The 16,027-nt window shown below is 40.6% G+C and carries 15 protein-coding genes; 4 read left to right on the plus strand and 11 right to left on the minus strand.

Annotated features, from left to right (window positions below):
* Nucleotides 1-3: 3 nt before the first annotated feature.
* The 5 genes from fliG to CWC02_RS15205 form a co-directional block, all read right to left on the minus strand.
* Nucleotides 4-1,044, minus strand: a complete 1,041-nt coding sequence (gene fliG, locus CWC02_RS15185; RefSeq protein ID WP_054553274.1) for a flagellar motor switch protein FliG — start codon at nt 1,042-1,044, stop codon at nt 4-6.
* Nucleotides 1,037-2,752 (minus strand): flagellar basal-body MS-ring/collar protein FliF, encoded by a 1,716-nt coding sequence (gene fliF / locus CWC02_RS15190; RefSeq protein ID WP_054553275.1) that lies wholly within the window; start codon nt 2,750-2,752, stop codon nt 1,037-1,039. The genes fliG and fliF overlap by 8 nt, the downstream gene beginning before the upstream one ends.
* Nucleotides 2,753-2,772: 20 nt before the next feature.
* Entirely contained in the window at nt 2,773-3,105 is a 333-nt protein-coding gene (gene fliE, locus CWC02_RS15195; protein WP_138599040.1) for a flagellar hook-basal body complex protein FliE, read from the minus strand.
* Nucleotides 3,106-3,275: 170 nt separating this feature from the next.
* A complete protein-coding gene (locus tag CWC02_RS15200) occupies nt 3,276-4,679 on the minus strand; it encodes a sigma-54-dependent transcriptional regulator (protein ID WP_138619151.1) in 1,404 nt (467 codons plus the stop codon).
* Nucleotides 4,676-5,788 carry a sensor histidine kinase gene (locus CWC02_RS15205; RefSeq protein ID WP_054553278.1) on the minus strand — a complete coding sequence of 371 codons (1,113 nt, stop codon included), beginning with the start codon at nt 5,786-5,788 and terminating at the stop codon, nt 4,676-4,678. The genes CWC02_RS15200 and CWC02_RS15205 overlap by 4 nt, the downstream gene beginning before the upstream one ends.
* 127 nt (nt 5,789-5,915) lie before the next feature.
* Here CWC02_RS15205 and CWC02_RS15210 point away from each other — a divergent pair, with 127 nt between their 5' ends.
* Nucleotides 5,916-6,503, plus strand: a complete 588-nt coding sequence (locus tag CWC02_RS15210; protein ID WP_138619153.1) for a DNA-3-methyladenine glycosylase I — start codon at nt 5,916-5,918, stop codon at nt 6,501-6,503.
* A 456-nt stretch (nt 6,504-6,959) separates the two neighbouring features.
* Here the strand turns inward: CWC02_RS15210 and CWC02_RS15215 are convergent, their stop codons facing one another.
* Nucleotides 6,960-8,399: a sigma-54 dependent transcriptional regulator gene (locus tag CWC02_RS15215; RefSeq protein WP_138619155.1), complete on the minus strand. Its 1,440-nt coding sequence runs from the start codon at nt 8,397-8,399 to the stop codon at nt 6,960-6,962.
* Between the two features lie 142 nt (nt 8,400-8,541).
* A complete protein-coding gene (locus CWC02_RS15220) occupies nt 8,542-9,327 on the minus strand; it encodes a flagellin N-terminal helical domain-containing protein (protein ID WP_138619157.1) in 786 nt (261 codons plus the stop codon).
* 209 nt (nt 9,328-9,536) lie between these two features.
* Between CWC02_RS15220 and pseB the strand changes: the two genes are divergently transcribed.
* From pseB to CWC02_RS15235, 3 genes are read left to right on the plus strand one after another with little or no spacing between them, the layout of a single operon-like run.
* Nucleotides 9,537-10,538 (plus strand): UDP-N-acetylglucosamine 4,6-dehydratase (inverting), encoded by a 1,002-nt coding sequence (gene pseB, locus CWC02_RS15225; RefSeq protein ID WP_138619159.1) that lies wholly within the window; start codon nt 9,537-9,539, stop codon nt 10,536-10,538.
* 9 nt (nt 10,539-10,547) lie between these two features.
* The gene (pseC, locus tag CWC02_RS15230) at nt 10,548-11,714 is read left to right on the plus strand and encodes a UDP-4-amino-4,6-dideoxy-N-acetyl-beta-L-altrosamine transaminase (RefSeq protein ID WP_138619161.1); all 1,167 of its coding nucleotides are present in this window, start codon (nt 10,548-10,550) and stop codon (nt 11,712-11,714) included.
* Nucleotides 11,715-11,733: 19 nt separating this feature from the next.
* Nucleotides 11,734-12,534, plus strand: a complete 801-nt coding sequence (locus tag CWC02_RS15235; protein WP_138619163.1) for an AAC(3) family N-acetyltransferase — start codon at nt 11,734-11,736, stop codon at nt 12,532-12,534.
* Between the two features lie 5 nt (nt 12,535-12,539).
* On the opposite strand, the gene CWC02_RS15240 is transcribed toward CWC02_RS15235, so the two are convergent.
* The 4 genes from CWC02_RS15240 to CWC02_RS15255 are packed head-to-tail and all read right to left on the minus strand — an operon-like array spanning nt 12,540 to nt 16,024.
* Nucleotides 12,540-12,770, minus strand: coding sequence for an acyl carrier protein (locus tag CWC02_RS15240; RefSeq protein WP_054562192.1), 231 nt, complete (start codon nt 12,768-12,770; stop codon nt 12,540-12,542).
* Nucleotides 12,760-14,166, minus strand: coding sequence for a class I adenylate-forming enzyme family protein (locus tag CWC02_RS15245; protein ID WP_138619165.1), 1,407 nt, complete (start codon nt 14,164-14,166; stop codon nt 12,760-12,762). The genes CWC02_RS15240 and CWC02_RS15245 overlap by 11 nt, the downstream gene beginning before the upstream one ends.
* Nucleotides 14,166-15,665, minus strand: coding sequence for an argininosuccinate lyase (locus CWC02_RS15250; RefSeq protein WP_138619167.1), 1,500 nt, complete (start codon nt 15,663-15,665; stop codon nt 14,166-14,168). Before CWC02_RS15250 ends, CWC02_RS15245 begins: the two co-directional genes overlap by 1 nt.
* Nucleotides 15,665-16,024: a 2Fe-2S iron-sulfur cluster-binding protein gene (locus CWC02_RS15255; RefSeq protein WP_138619169.1), complete on the minus strand. Its 360-nt coding sequence runs from the start codon at nt 16,022-16,024 to the stop codon at nt 15,665-15,667. Before CWC02_RS15255 ends, CWC02_RS15250 begins: the two co-directional genes overlap by 1 nt.
* Between the last annotated feature and the right edge of the window lie 3 nt (nt 16,025-16,027).

The following is a 16,027-nucleotide window of genomic DNA, read 5'->3' on the forward strand; positions in this document are numbered from 1 at the left end:
GGCTTACAGGAACTCCTCACCACCACCGCCACCAAGCATGATTTCGCCTGAGTCAGCTAAACGTCGTGCCGTAGAAAGAATTTCTTTCTGTGCCGCTTCTACTTCGCTAATACGAACAGGGCCCATTGCCTCAAGATCATCTGCGAGTAATTCAGCGGCACGTTTTGACATATTGCCCAAAATCTTCTCTTTTAATGCTTCGTCAGTACCTTTAATTGCTTTCATTAATACATCTTGCTGTACTTCACGAAGGATCGCTTGAATACCACGGTCTTCAACATCCATTAAGTTCTCAAAGACAAACATAAGGTCTTGGATTTGCTGTGACATCTCTTCATCGTGTTCACGGATTGAATCCATTAACTGACCTTCAACATTGGTATCTAGGTAGTTCATGATATCAGCGGCCGCTTTCAAGCCACCCATTTTCGCAGCTTGCGCACCAGCTTGACCTGCGAACTGTTTCTCCATGATTTCATTCAACTCTTGCAATGCTGCTGGTTGAACTTCTTCAAGGTTTGCAATACGCATGGTTAAATCTAAACGCACTTTTTCTGGGAATTGCGACAAGATTTCCGCTGATTGCTCTGGCTCTAAATAAGATAAAACAATGGTTTGAATTTGCGGGTGCTCGTTGCGAATGATATTCGCCACTTGCTTTGAGTCCATCCACTTCAATGAATCAAGACCTTTCGCCCCTGAGCCCATAACAATTTGGTCAATAAGGCTGGCAGCCTTGTCTTCACCAAGCGCTGCTGTAAGGGCTTTTTTAATAAAGTCTTCAGACTGGAAGCCAATGGTACTGAAGCTTTGAATTTGCTCAATAAACAAATTATGGACTGCGCTAATTTTCGCTTGCGATAAATCATCTAGTGCGGCCATTGCCATACCCACTTTTTGCACTTGCTTTGGCTCTAAGTGCTTAAGGATTTGCGCAGCATCTTCTTCTGATAAGCTCAGCAATAAGATTGCCGCCTTATCAACACCGTCTAATTTATCAACATCAAACGCCGGTGGTAATTGTTTTTGTTCTTGATCAGTCATCTTCTGTTAACCACGCTTTCACTACTTGAGAAGACAGTTCTGGTTCATTTGCAACCAATGCACGAACTGCTTTGAGTAAATCTTCATCGCCATGTAAGTCTGGCAGCTGTAGTGTACCATCACTTGAGAATCCTACAGCAGCAGAGTCAAAGTCTTTATTTAGCATATCTAGCGTGCTATCACCAATATCTACACCTGCACTTAATGCATCTTCATCATATTCTTCTAGTGTATCGTCTGGGTAAATTAGACGTTTCAGCATAGGTCTTACAACAAAGACAATAAGTACGATGATAACCAGTGCACCTAATGCTAAGCGTAGCATCTTCATGAACCAATCTTGCTCCCAAAGTGGAACTTCAATCGCTTCACCTGTATCTTGTCTTACAAATGGCACTGTGACGACTTCAAGTGCATCACCGCGTTGCATATCAAACCCAACACCACCTTGTAGTAAGCGACGAATATTTGACAATGCTTCGACAGAGCGAGGAACCATAGTTGTTTCACCGTTTTCACCTACTTGCGGTACATAATCAACGGCAACTGACACACTGATGCGGCGGATAACACCGGTTTGCTGGCGCTTATGCGAAATTGTGGTATCAAGTTCGTAGTTACGTGTTGCTTCTTTATGCGAACGACTTGGGTTCGTTGCTGAACCCGCACTACCTTGGCCAGCGACCTCAGGAATATTAGAGTTAACTGGCGGCTGATTCGTTAGCGCACCTGGAATGCCGACAGCAAGACCACCAATGTTGTTTTCTTCGAACGTGGTTTCACTGCGCACAGCGGGTAAGTCTGGGTTATAACGTTTTTGTGTTTCTTCGACTGCACTAAAATCCATATTTAAGTCGACTTGCGCTGTGTAGTTACCTAAACCTACAACTGGAATAAGGATGCTATCGATTTTATTTAAGTATTCTTCTTCACGCTTACGCTCAATTTCATACTCTTTACGAGAGCGAGCAGCAAGTGAGTTTTGTGAACCTGAATTCAGTAAACGACCATTTTGATCGGTAACAGTAACACGCTCTGGCGATAAACCTTGGACTGCTGAGGCAACAATATCAACTACTGAGTCAACTTCTTCACCATCAAGCGTACGGCCGCGTTTTAAGGTTAGTACTACCGTCGCTGAAGGTTGTTTTTCACGACGAGCAAATACGTTTTCTTTTGGAATAGCTAAAAGTACTTTGGCGCGAGTAACATTTTTTAGCTCTTCGATGGTACGTGCAAGCTGTTGCTCACGACCATGCTTTAAACGTTCACGTTCAAGGCGTTGGCTTACACCAAACCCCATGTCTTGCATGATGATGTCAGTACCTGAGCTTGGCGCTTGCTCTAGGCCTTCACGAGCCATCAATAATTTGATGTTTTGGTATTCACCTTCTTCAACAGAGATGACGTTACCATCAAGTTCGTAATCAATCTTTTGAGCGTCTAAGAAGTCCAGCGTTTGAATAAGCTCTTCCGTTGGCATTTTGCCAAGCGGACGCATATCTGGCTGACGAGCCCAAATAATAATAAAAATTGCGATAGCCAAACAGATTGCTAAAGCAATCACTAAAGTAGCCTGGCGTAAAACGTCTACACCATTTAAGGCACTTAGGTAGCCTGACTTTTGCTCTTGTTGATCGTCAGTATCGGTTGCATCGATACCGCCGCCTGCTAAGGCTAGATCAGTTGATTGATTAGATTGCGCCACAATAATTCTCCACTACCTAGTTACACAGGCATGTTCATGATTTCTTTATAAGCTTCAACAAGTTTATTGCGAACCTGTACCGTCGCTTCAAAGGCAACTGATGACTTTTGCGAAGCAATCATTACGTCCGCAAGTGAAACACTGCGATCGCCCATTTCAAGCGCGGTTACTTTTTGTTTTGCTTCTTGTTGTAAGCCATTCACTGTATCAAGTGCATTGGTAAGTAAATCACCAAACTGTGCCGATGAAGTTGGCTGAGTTTGTGTTGGTAAATTATTAATTGAGTTACCACGACCAACTTCTGAAGCCATAGATTGCATTTCTTGAAATAATGCGCTGTTTTGAACTTTCATAATACTCTCTGACAATGCAGTTTACTTATGCACTGATAAAGCACAAACCGTGCCACAAAATAAAACGAGAGTTTTCAATAACTTAACATAGATAATTTACTTGTCAGAGTTTTGACAGCAAACAAGCTCACAAAAATGTGAGCTTGTTTGACTAACTTTTTGGAAGGAGTTTATGCAGGTAAGGCGATACCCAAGTCTCGCATTTGCGCCAGTTTATAACGTAACGTGCGCGGACTAATACCTAAGGTTTCTGCAACCTCTTTACGCTTACCGTTACAACGCGCTAAGGTTTCTAAAATAATACGATGCTCTTTGTCTTTCAGCTCGTCTTTATAATTACCCTGCTCACTCACTTGCGGTACGGTATCTAGATTAACTTCAACAGGCTGTTCTTGATATACCGGAGCGTTGTGTGGTGGCGTAGCGACTGGCTTGATATCCGCCGTAAGCAACTCTTCAATAAAGACATCATCTTGATGAATACTATTACCATCGCATAATATCAACGCCCGTTGAATAACGTTATCGAGCTCTCGTACGTTACCTGGCCAAGCATGCGATAGCAGCTTTTGTTTCGCACCCTCACTTAGTTGAGCTATAGGCTCTTTACTTTTCAGGCAATGACGCTCTATTAAATGCTCTGCCAATACAAGAATGTCGCCAGGACGCTCGGCTAATGGTTTCCACATTAACGGGAATACATTTAAGCGATAATATAAATCTTCTCTAAATAGATTTTCGCTCACTGCTTCTTTTAAATCTCGGTTACTTGTAGCAAGTACGCGAACATCAAGCTCTATGGTTTTACGACCGCCTAAGCGCTCTACTTCGCGCTCTTGAAGTACACGCAGTAATTTAGCTTGCAAGCCTAAATCCATCTCAGTGATTTCATCTAGTAAGATGGTACCACCTTGAGCTTGCTCAAATTTACCCGGGCAAGCTTGAATAGCGCCAGTAAACGCCCCTTTTTCGTAACCGAATAAGGTTGCTTCAAGCATGTTTTCAGGAATAGCAGCACAGTTAATAGCCACAAAGGGAGCATCGCTACGATTTGATTTATCGTGGATAAAACGAGCCAACACTTCTTTACCCGAGCCACTTGGGCCGAGTACCATGACACTGGCATCTGAGCGCGCTACTTTACTGGCAAGTTCTAATAACTTAATGCTCGATGGATCGGCAACAATTGGGCCATCGGTTTCTTTTTCCTTTTCAGGCAAATAACGACTCACCATGTTAAGAAGCACTTCTGGGGCAAACGGTTTTGCCATGTAATCAATCGCGCCTAAACGCATTGCCTCTACAGCATCATCAATGGTGGCATAGGCTGTCATCATTAATACTGGCAGCTCAGGATAATTAAGTTTAATGCTACGTAATAGGTCAAGGCCACTCATGGCGCCCATTTGCACATCACTAACAACCAATGAATAGCTATTTTGCTTAAGCAAGATCATCGCTTGTTCAGCGCTATCTGCAGCAACGCAATCAATACCCGACATTTCAAGGGTATCGATCAGTGCTTCTCGTAAGCCTGCGTCGTCTTCAACGACTAAAATAGAGTTAGTATTCATTTTGCCTCCGCTGAGATTGGTTCTGCACTAATTGGCAAGATCAAACTAAAACATGCTCCCCCATGAGCATTATTAGTTACTTCAACCCGTCCTTGGTGCGCATTGGCGACTGAACTTACAACTGCAAGTCCAAGCCCCGTGCCTTGGCTTTTGGTAGTGTAAAAAGGTTCGAATAATTTGTTGGCATGACGTAAATCAACGCCTGGGCCATTATCACTGACACTGATACGAACACAGTTTTCGCTAGTTTCGTCACGTTCGGCACTCAGGGTTACCACAGCCTCAGAGCCAATAATTTGAATACTATTGTGGATCAGGTTTTGAATAGCACTCGCCAGAGCAGTTTTATTACCCATAATTTCAATATCTGGCTCAGGCAAGTTCACGCTAAGTTCACTGTTATTTTGTGCAACCATAGCATCAGCACCGGCTTTTACTTCATTAAGTAACTGTTGCATTGAAACGCTTTCGACCACTTGTTGCTCACCACTTTTGGCAAATAACAGCATATCGTTCACTTGGGTTTCTAAATCTTTTAAACGCGACATTAGCTTCGTATGAAAGTTGCCACGCGAGCTTTCTGGCAATCGCTTTGAGCCTAAATTTGCGGCATACAGCATGGCCGCTGATAACGGTGTTCTGACTTGATGAGCAAGCGAAGCGACCATTTTGCCAAGCGCACTTAAGCGCTGCATATGTGCTACTCGCTTTTGTAAGCGCCTGGTTTCAGTTAAATCTGTCATTAAAATTAACTGCCCTGGCTCTGGAGCAAGCGCAGTAATATCAAGCTTTATTAAACGGCCATCCTTAAGTGATACTTCATGTCCATCGTCTTGCTGTGGTCGAAATGAGCGTTGAATTACGCTAAACCACTTTTCACCTTCAAGGGGTTCACCTAGCATATCAATGGCAATTTGATTGGCTTTTGCGATCATACCTCGGCCATCCAAAACCACCACACCCGCAGGCATGGTATCAACCAAATGACCTAACCAACTGGCTTGTTGGCGCAGCTCACTCAACTCACCCACATACTCTTCTTGTTGTAAGCATGGGTTATATTGTTTGGCTGTGATAAATTGTGGTTTTAGGACATTTGCTAAGGCCATAATCGATACTCAAAAAATCGTGTCTACCTAGTCAAATGCACAATCCGTACCAAATTTATTTTTGTTTTATTTCAATAAATTAAAGACAAAACAACACTGACAAAAAAATGACAATCGCGAGGGAATAATGCAAAAAGAACACCATTGTCGTTGCCCATGGCTCGATACCAGCAAAGAAGATTATGTGGCCTATCATGACCAAGAATGGGGGGTGCCACTATATGATGATCACCGCTTATTTGAATTTATAACCTTAGAGTCAGCACAAGCGGGACTGAGTTGGTATACCATACTTAAAAAGCGTGATGGCTATCGCAGTGCCTTCAAAAACTTTGTTGTCGAAGAGGTTGCCAAAATGACCGAAGACGACGTCGAACGATTAATGCAGTTTGAAGGTATTATTCGTAATCGCGCTAAAATCGCCGCCACTATCAATAACGCGCAACGTTTTATTGAGATTCAAAAAGAGTTTGGCAGTTTCTCAAATTACCAATGGCAGTTTGTTGGTGGCAAACCATTGGTAAACAATCTTGATAAATTAGAGGATTACCCGGCTATTACTGAAGCCTCTACAGCATTCGCCAAAGATTTAAAAAAGCGCGGCTTTAAGTTTTTAGGGCCAACCACTGTGTATGCGCATATGCAAGCCTGTGGCATGGTTAACGACCACAGTAATGATTGTTTTAGAAAACAAGAGATTATTGATAGTTATTAGGTGATATGGGCTAAGCTTGGCTTCTATCTTCTCGGTGCTGCAAGCAGCCTCCGGCGGTAAAAAGCTAATTAAGTAACTTATTCACAAAGAGGCTAAGAGACGCTGCGCTTATGAGGTAAAAATAAAGATGTTAAATTTTAGGCTCTAGGCTACTAGGTGTAGCGCGCAGCACCTCGATTACCTTGGTGGTAAAAGTATTAAGAGCCTGATTCACAAATAGGTTAAAGGAATATTGCGCTTTAAATATTAAAAGAAAGGGCTTGGTTTCTCATTTGTTCCTCATTATTTTCTCTTTGTGCAAAAAGCTTTTAGTGATTTATTACCACAGCAGACCCCGAATGAAAGACGGTGAGCGCGCCCGTAAGTTTAGCGCCTATAAATAAAGACACAGCCCATTCTATAGGCGTAATAACCATAGTACTTAGTTAATTTTTGCCTAAAACCTGCTCTTAACTATTAGTCGCGCGTTAGGTTATATTTTTTCATTTTTTCGACCAGTGTGGTGCGCCTAACACCTAAAATTTCTGCTGCACGTGCAACAACATAATCGTAGCGCTCTAATGCTTGGCTGATTAAGCTGATTTCTAGCTCAGCTAGGTATTCTTTGAGCTCAATTCCTTCATCTGGTAATAAACCTGAGTCAGCCGTTGTTGCTGGGGTATCAAGCTCTTCCTCATCATAATCACTAAAGCCGGTACTGAAAATATCGTTGAAAGCATCTCGCTCCATCAACTCTTCAGGGTACTCAGGCTCATAAGCCTCAACTTCAATATAACGATATTTAGCTGGTAGGTCTGGTACATCAACCACTTTGTCTGGGAACATGATCACCATGCGCTCAACTAAGTTAGCAAGCTCACGAATATTCCCCGGCCACGCATGCTCTTTTAAGCTTTGAATCGCACGCTCAGTGAATTTGGCCGTTGTGCCACTTTGCTCGTTCACACGACGCATTAGCTCTTTTAGAAGTAGAGGAATGTCGTCGGCACGCTCACTTAGCGAAGGGTTTTCAATTGGAAACACGTTTAAACGATAAAAAAGGTCTTCACGGAAGTCGCCCTTTTCAATCATCTCTTCAAGATTGCGGTGAGTCGCAGCAATAATGCGTACATCAGCTTGAATAGGCTTTGTACCCCCTACTCGCTCATAGCTACGTTCTTGCAACACACGCAGTAGTTTAACCTGCATTTGCAAAGGCATATCACCAATTTCATCTAGAAACAACGTGCCGCCTTGCGCTAATTCAAAACGCCCCTTTCGCGCAGAAATAGCGCCCGTAAACGCGCCCTTTTCATGGCCAAATAGCTCACTTTCAAGTAGTTCACCAGGAATAGCACCACAGTTTACCGGCACAAATGGCCCGGTATTGCGTTTAGAGAGTAAATGAACGTTACGTGCAACAACTTCTTTACCTGTGCCTGACTCACCTAAGATCAGCACATTGGCATCGGTTTTTGCTACTTGCTCAATTAAAAAGCGCACATCTTTTACAGCTTCGGTTTCACCGACTAAACCATCAAATGATTTGTTAGATTTAGCTTGTTTATGGTCACCTGGTAGCATGCGCTGATATTGCTGACAATCATGCAATAGCTGAGTAGTTACGTCATGGTTAAATGGTTCACAAATTAAACCAACTACATTAGCAATGCTTAGCAGCGGTTTGAGTGTTTCACCAATTAATAAAAACGGAATGGCAGGAAACTGTTTGATCACAGCCTCGTGATTTAGCTGCTGTAAAGCACCAAGAATGACCATGCATTCTTGCTGTTGATGTTTTTCACAAAAAGACTGTAATGAAGTCTCACCAACTAATTGTGCAGTTTCACCAATGAAGGTAAGTGCTGCATGTAAACCTATCGCACGATTATTATTATTGTCTAAAATTAAGATCATTATTGGCGAACCACAGTTACCACGAGGTTAGTTAATTTCTAAATTGTAAGCGAGTTTAAGAGGGATGCAAGCGCTAAGCGGCAATTTATTGACATCAACGCCAAAAAATAGTCACTTAGCACTAAAATTTAATACTAAAGAATTAAAGTAAGCCTAATATAGATTCGGCTGAACGATTAGCCTGACCACGTAAGGCAACCGATGCTTGCGATAAAATATCATTAGCTACTTGATCAGACACAGCTTTTGCATAGTCAGTATCTTCTATTCGGCTTTGGCTCGCAGCAATGCTCTCTCGCTGGTTGCCTAAACCTTTTATCGTACTCGCCAAGGTGTTTTGAAAAGCGCCTAGCTCAGCTCTTTGCGTGTTAATTTCTTCAGCTACTTGGTCGCTAATATCAATCGCAGCTTGCGCACCTGCTTGGGTTGAAATATCGATTCCCGCAATAACTGTTGCAATACTGCCATCAGATGGCGTCACTGATTGTGTAGTATTGGCATCTGGGCCAACCTGAAACGACACTTGCTCACCATCAAATAAAGGTTTACCACCGAATGTGGCATTTTCAAATGTTTCTGATATTTGCGTTTGTAATTGCGACACTTCTTCTTGGAGTGCAGCCCTATCACTATCTGTGAGCGCACCATTACCCGCTTGAATAGACAGCTCTCGAATGCGAGAAACGGCATCATTTACACCAGATAGATTTGACTCTGTTACTTGCGAGTAAGAAATGCCATCGTACGCATTGTTAATTGCTTGACTGTAGCCATCTTGTTGCGATGTTAGTCTATCAATAATTTGCAATGCAGCGGCATCATCTGCTGCTGAGTTTACTTTTTTACCTGACGCTAATTGCTCAGCAAGCTTATTACCCGTTTGCTGAGTTTGGTTTAAAAACCCGGTATTGGGTGATTGAATTTTCATGGCGGCCTCCGACAAACCGATTGCTTAAATTATAGCTTAATTTGCCAAAATTTGCACTTTGTACCATGGTTTAGATAAATTAACTTGGCATCTGACTTGCTAGAGTATTATTTAATAGTTAAATTACTGAGAATTGTGTCAAAATTCTCACTTTGCGTATTTCACTTTTATAAATAACTACGCCAATGATAAATAACTTAGGTAACGCTATGTTCGACAATAAAACGATTTTAATTACCGGTGGTACTGGTTCATTCGGCAAAAAATACGTCAAAACGCTACTAGAACGCTATAAACCTAAGAAGATCATTATCTTCTCACGGGACGAACTAAAGCAGTTTGAAATGCAGCAAGAGTTTGACCAACCCTGTATGCGATACTTCATTGGTGATGTACGCGATAAAGAAAGGCTTCGTCGTGCTATGCGTGGCGTAAACTATGTGATTCACGCTGCAGCATTAAAACAAGTACCCGCAGCTGAATACAACCCAATGGAGTGTATCAAAACTAATATAAATGGGGCTGAAAACGTTATTGATGCCGCCCTTGATAATAACGTAGAAAAAGTCATTGCACTGTCAACTGATAAAGCCGCGAACCCAATCAATTTATATGGTGCGACTAAACTTGCATCAGACAAGTTATTTGTTGCTGCTAACAATATTGCTGGCGGCCATAAAACAACCTTTGCTGTAGTAAGATACGGTAATGTAGTGTGTTCGCGTGGCTCTGTTGTGCCTATTTTCCAAAAGTTTATCGACCAAGGCCGCGACCATATACCAATTACTCATGAAGAAATGACTCGCTTCTGGATTAGCCTGCAACAAGGTGTTGATTTTGTATTAACTAACTTTGAGCGTATGTTAGGTGGTGAAATTTTCGTTCCAAAGATCCCTTCAATTCGTATTACTGATCTTGCCAAAGCCATGGCACCTGACTTACCAATTAAAATAATCGGTATTCGCCCAGGTGAAAAGTTACACGAAGTTATGTGTCCTGCCGACTTATGCTTTGAAACGTACGAATATAGCGATCACTTTGTTATCGCTCCGGGTATTAAATTCAGTAGTCGTAGCAATGATTTTACTGAAAATGCACTGGGTGAAAAAGGCGAGCAAGTTGCCCAAGGTTTCGAGTATAACTCACTAGATAACCCTGATTATATGAGCATTGAAGAAATTAAAAACTTCAATGTCAAAGCGTTACTGTAATATTTCATTATGGCGAATAAGGTAATTCCTTACGGCAAACAAAGTATTTCTCAAGATGACATCAACGCCGTAATTGATGTCTTAAAGTCTGACTGGCTAACGCAAGGACCTGCTGTTCCAGCATTTGAAAGTGCCATTGCAGAATATTGTGGTGCTCACTATGCCTGTGCTACTAACAGTGCGACTTCAGCGTTACATATTGCTTGCCTTGCCTTAGACGTAGGTAAAGGCGACATTGTATGGACGTCGCCAATCTCCTTTGTCGCATCGAGTAACTGCGCGCTGTATTGTGGCGCAGAGGTCGACTTTGTTGATATCGACCTTGAAACTGGCAATATGTCTGTTGCAGCGCTTAAAGAAAAACTGACATTAGCCAAACAAAGCCAGCAACTCCCTAAAGTCGTGATCCCTGTTCATCTAGCTGGTCAGTCATGCGATATGGCAGCAATCAATGCACTTGCCAAAGAGTATGGTTTTAAGGTTATTGAAGATGCCTCGCATGCTATTGGCGCCAAGTACAAAGATAAGCCTGTTGGCAGCTGTGTTTATTCAGATATTACTGTGTTTAGCTTTCATCCAGTCAAGATAATTACATCTGCTGAAGGGGGTATGGCGGTTACCAACTGCGCTGGGCTCAACAAAAAAATGAGCCGCTTGCGAAGTCATGGTATTACTAATATTCCTGAAGAAATGACCGAGTCAAGTCACGGTCCTTGGTATTATCAACAGTTAGAGCTTGGTTTTAATTATAGAATGACTGATATGCAAGCCGCTTTAGGACTGAGTCAGTTAAAGCAGCTAGACAACTTTGTATCAGTGCGAAACGACATTGCAACAACATATAACTATGCATTTGCAAACTCAACGGTAGCTCATTTAACACAATCGAATGAGTGTTACTCTAGCTACCATTTATATATTGTTCGTTTAACACAGTGTGATATAGAAAAACACAAGTCAGTCATTACAGGCATGCGCGAGCAAGGAATTATTGCTCACTTGCATTATATACCTATCCATTTACAGCCTTATTATCAAGCTTTAGGCTTTTCTGACGGTGATTTCCCTAATGCAGAAAGCTACTACAAACAGGCTGTTACTATTCCTCTGCACCCAACTATGACAGCAGATGAGCAAAAAGCTGTAATTACGGCATTCTTTAACCTAGTGAATTAAACAAGGAATTAGAGCTTTCATGTTAGCAGACATATCTTACGAAAGTTTAAAACAGGCATACTCTTCTGTTGGTATCACAGAAGGAAAAGTTGTTTATGTTACTGGAGATATCACAAAAGTTGGTATTTCTCTTTCTTTGAGTAAGTTCGAGCTGTTAAATTTACATCTTAAGGTGATTATGGATTTGATAGGCCCAGAAGGTACAATTGTAGTGCCAACTCATAGCTTTTCACTTTGTAATACTAACATTCCATTTTCACTAAAAAATACACCTTCTGAAACCGGTGCTTTTAGCGAATTTATCAGAAATCAAACAGGAAGCATTAGACAGCTTCACCCTTTCTCGTCTCGCACCGCAATAGGAAAAGAAGCATCTTACATTTGTGAAAACACAGCCCCCCATAGTTATGGTATGCACACTCCATTTTCTAGGATGCTGGAGCTTAACAGTATTTTTATTTCCGTAGGTATTCACCCAAAACAAATTGTCAGCCTTGTTCACCAATGTGAGTCTGACATGAACGTACCTTACAGGTATACAAAAGAGTTCATACATCCAATTGAAACTGGGCAGCACACAGAAATGAAAGCTTTTTATCATCTAGTAACGTATCTAAACTGCGATATAAAAAGAGATAAAAATGTCAAAATATTTGAAAATTTCGAAAAACAATTTAAATTGAATCACTCTAAAATGTGCCATGGCAGCGTCTGGGGCTTCAATATGAGAGAGTTTTATAAAGCAACGACTGAGCTGATGAGAGATGATATTTACAGTTGGCTTGCGGAGCCACCGAATAGTCGCCCCTACCAAGCTTAATGCATTTATTTATTATCTAAAAACTCTATTAACTCAGAAACAGTACCTAACTTAGACAACTGTTCATCGTTGATGTCTATACCTAGCTCTCTCTTAATTTTTAAGACTATAGTCATAACATCTATAGAATCCAGTCCAAGTTCAGCAAAGCTTGATGAAAAATCCGCTTCGTTACTAAGATCCACACTTGGGTTTTGAATTAAAATTAACTCTTTTATGATTTGTTTATTTTTCATATTGCTCACATAAATGCTTTTTAATTAATGCTCTACTTACTTTACCAGAACGTGTTCGTGGTAGCTCACTTAATGTAAATAGCTTATTCGGTCTAAAATTTGAATCAGTATCTTTCAAATGTTTTGCTACATCCTTGAGAGTTACTTTAGTTTCTCCTTCTACACATAAAACAATAATACTATCTTTAACTTTACTGGGATCTTCCATACCAAGTACTGTAAAAGCATTGCTCTTAAATAACGTCACCAGTTTAGATTCTATTTCATCAGGGTGCACTAAAACACCATTATAATTTATTACATCATCACTTCTTCCTGAAAACACTAGATAACCTTGCTCATCTAAGTACCCAACATCAGAAGTTATAAACCAACCATCTTGAAGCTGACTATTCCATAGCTCATCATCGAGATACCCTAAGCATAAATTACTTCCTCTAATTGCTATTCGTCCACTTTCGAAAGGGGGTAAAGCACAGCCTTGATCATCAATAATTTTTAACTCAGAGCATTCTGAAGCAGGTCCTTCGGTCTTGACCTTATCTAAATTACGGTTTAGCTCAAAGAATGTTACTCGCATAGCTTCACTTAACCCATAATGGAGAAATATTCTTGTTTTAGGCAGTGAATTACATAATTCAATTCGGAAAAAGTGATCAAATCTCATTGCGCCAGTTTGTAGCCATTTTAGGTTGTCTGCAACTGCCGCCAACTCACTTTTGCCTACTTGTAGTAAAGCTGCTAACAAAGAAGGTGCCGTTGATAATGCATTACAATCATACTTACTAAACAATGATGAAATTGATAAAGGATTACTAAGCTGAGTTGGTAATACAATTCTTCCGCCGGCCATCAGGACACTATGGCATCGCCCAAAACCAAATGCATGATCTATTGAAGCAAAAACTAATTCTGCAATTCCCTCATCAACCTCCATCTTACTATTCATGAATGCACAAATATCGTTGATGCCACACTGAGATAATCTTACCCCTTTCAATTTGCTGGAAGTCGTTCCAGAAGTAAAAATAACCATAGCTTCTTGATCAAATGAAACATCAATATTCTTTGGCTCTAATTGAGGGTAAGATTCAATAAACAATGCAGCATCACTAGTTTCCAATGCCCCCTGAAGTCTCTGTGGATCAATAAAGGGAATAGGTACTATGCTAACCCCACATTTTGCACCAGCATAATAAGAAAAAAGGAGCTCAACAGGTGAAAAATTTGATACTGCGACTCTTTGACTAGGCTTTATATTTTTTGATTTTAAAAAAGTAGCGAATTTGTCTATTTCTATATGAAACTCATCATAGCTGTATTCTTTATCGCCAAATGAAACCGCTATTTTCGTACCTTTTTTGTTTGCTACTTCTGTATAAATACTTGTTAACATTATTTGTCCTTTAGCTCATTCAAAAAGAGATTCACTTTTTTCACAAAGCGCTCATTGAAAGATGACATTCTATAATTTCCTTGAAACGAATGCGCCTTAGCTATACTGTTTTGACTGTCCTGAACCATTAATTGGACTTGCTCGGGGTTTGCACTACCAAGTCCTTTCCTTAAAGAAATAAGAGAAGGTATGTCAATGTTAGAATTAAATACCTGATCCGGAATGTTTGGCAAATCAATATTCAACTGCTGTGCTGCTAACTTTATACTATCAAGAGTAAAACCATCTTGCTCTTCATCACAAGCATTCCTTACTGCCCTACCGATGATTTTATGAGCACTACGATTATCTAAGTCCGAAAATTTGACCAGCATATCGCATAAGTCTGTTGCAACAATAAATTTGTCAGCCGCAGCTTCTGCAAGCTTATCCTTGTTAAATTTAGATGTAGATAAAATCCCGGCAAAAAGGTCGACACACTGAATAGCATAATCTAAAGCCTTTGGTAGTTCTCCATAAGCATAGAGTCGGTTATCAGGCTGCCCACTAATAGTCTGATTTGTTGATAAAATATTTGTCATCATGCCATTAAAGGTTCTAGCTTGACCACGAATGAATGCTAACCCATATGGATTTTTCTTTTGTGGCATTATGACACTTGTGCGGGTAAAGCCATCAGCTAACTCAAGGTAAGAGAATTCTGCGCTATTCCAAATAATAAACTCTTCACTGATTCGATTTAAGCTTGTCATTATCGAACAAAGACTCGTCATCACATCAATACACATATCTGGTGCCCACATCGCATCCCGAGTGTGAGTTAATATGCCATCAAATTCCAGCAACTCGGCAATAAACTCTCGATTCATCTCAATTTGAGAGCCATTAACACTCCCTGAACATGCAGGAGATAAATTCACCATTTTTATAGCTGTTTCTATGCGACCAATGTCTCTTAATAGCGGTCTTTGAAACCCTTGTAAATAATGGGCTAAAGTAGTGGGCTGTGCATGTTGTAAATAGGTAAAGTCTGCCATAAAAGTATTTAAATGTTGTGAAACAACGTGATTAAATACCTCACATAACTGAATTAACTTTTCATGAAGGCAAAATAATTTTTCGCGGCAAACCATTTGCCAAGCTATTGTACTAGCTTCCCTTCGAGCACGTCCGATGTGAACATAACCACTATCAGGGCCAATTTGCTGTTGCAAATATTTATCTCTGTTATTGTAACTATCTCCAACAGCAGGATCTAAAGGAATGTTTTCAGTTCCTTGTAGGTGGACTTCAAGAAGACCTGATAGCAACTTTCTTCCTTTTGATGAAGAAATTACTCCCCCTTGAATTAAAGTCATGACATGACTCATATCCGCTATACTTAAGTTGCTCATAATATATGGGCTACATTCAAGTTCATATTGAAATGCACTGTTATATAAGCGTTGATCTGGACCTTCTTTAAAGCGAGAACCCGCACCTAAAAAACTATTACTCATTATTTCACCTCTATTTCTGAACAGTTTTCAAACTGCGGTTCTACGATCAGGTCACGAACAACTTTCGTGCAATTGTAAGGGGTTATTTCAAGCTCATTGCCAAATTCGGAAACTAACTTTGCTACATTTTCACTGCAAGCTAACATCACTTTGCCATTAACTTTTAAACGACAACTACCACACAACCCTATTCGGCAGTTTTTATCGAAAGCCAGAGTGCTATCAAATTCATACAGGACTCTCATAAGCAAATCGAGAAGAGTCTCTTCATTGCTATAGCTAAGAGTGAAAGGTTGTAAGATTGATGGACTCACTGTTTCTTTGTTAAAACGATAAATGTTTAATGTTATTGTGTTCATTAA

The sequence above is a fragment of the Pseudoalteromonas sp. S2721 genome (assembly GCF_005887425.1).
GTDB classification, from domain to species: Bacteria; Pseudomonadota; Gammaproteobacteria; order Enterobacterales; family Alteromonadaceae; genus Pseudoalteromonas; species Pseudoalteromonas simplex.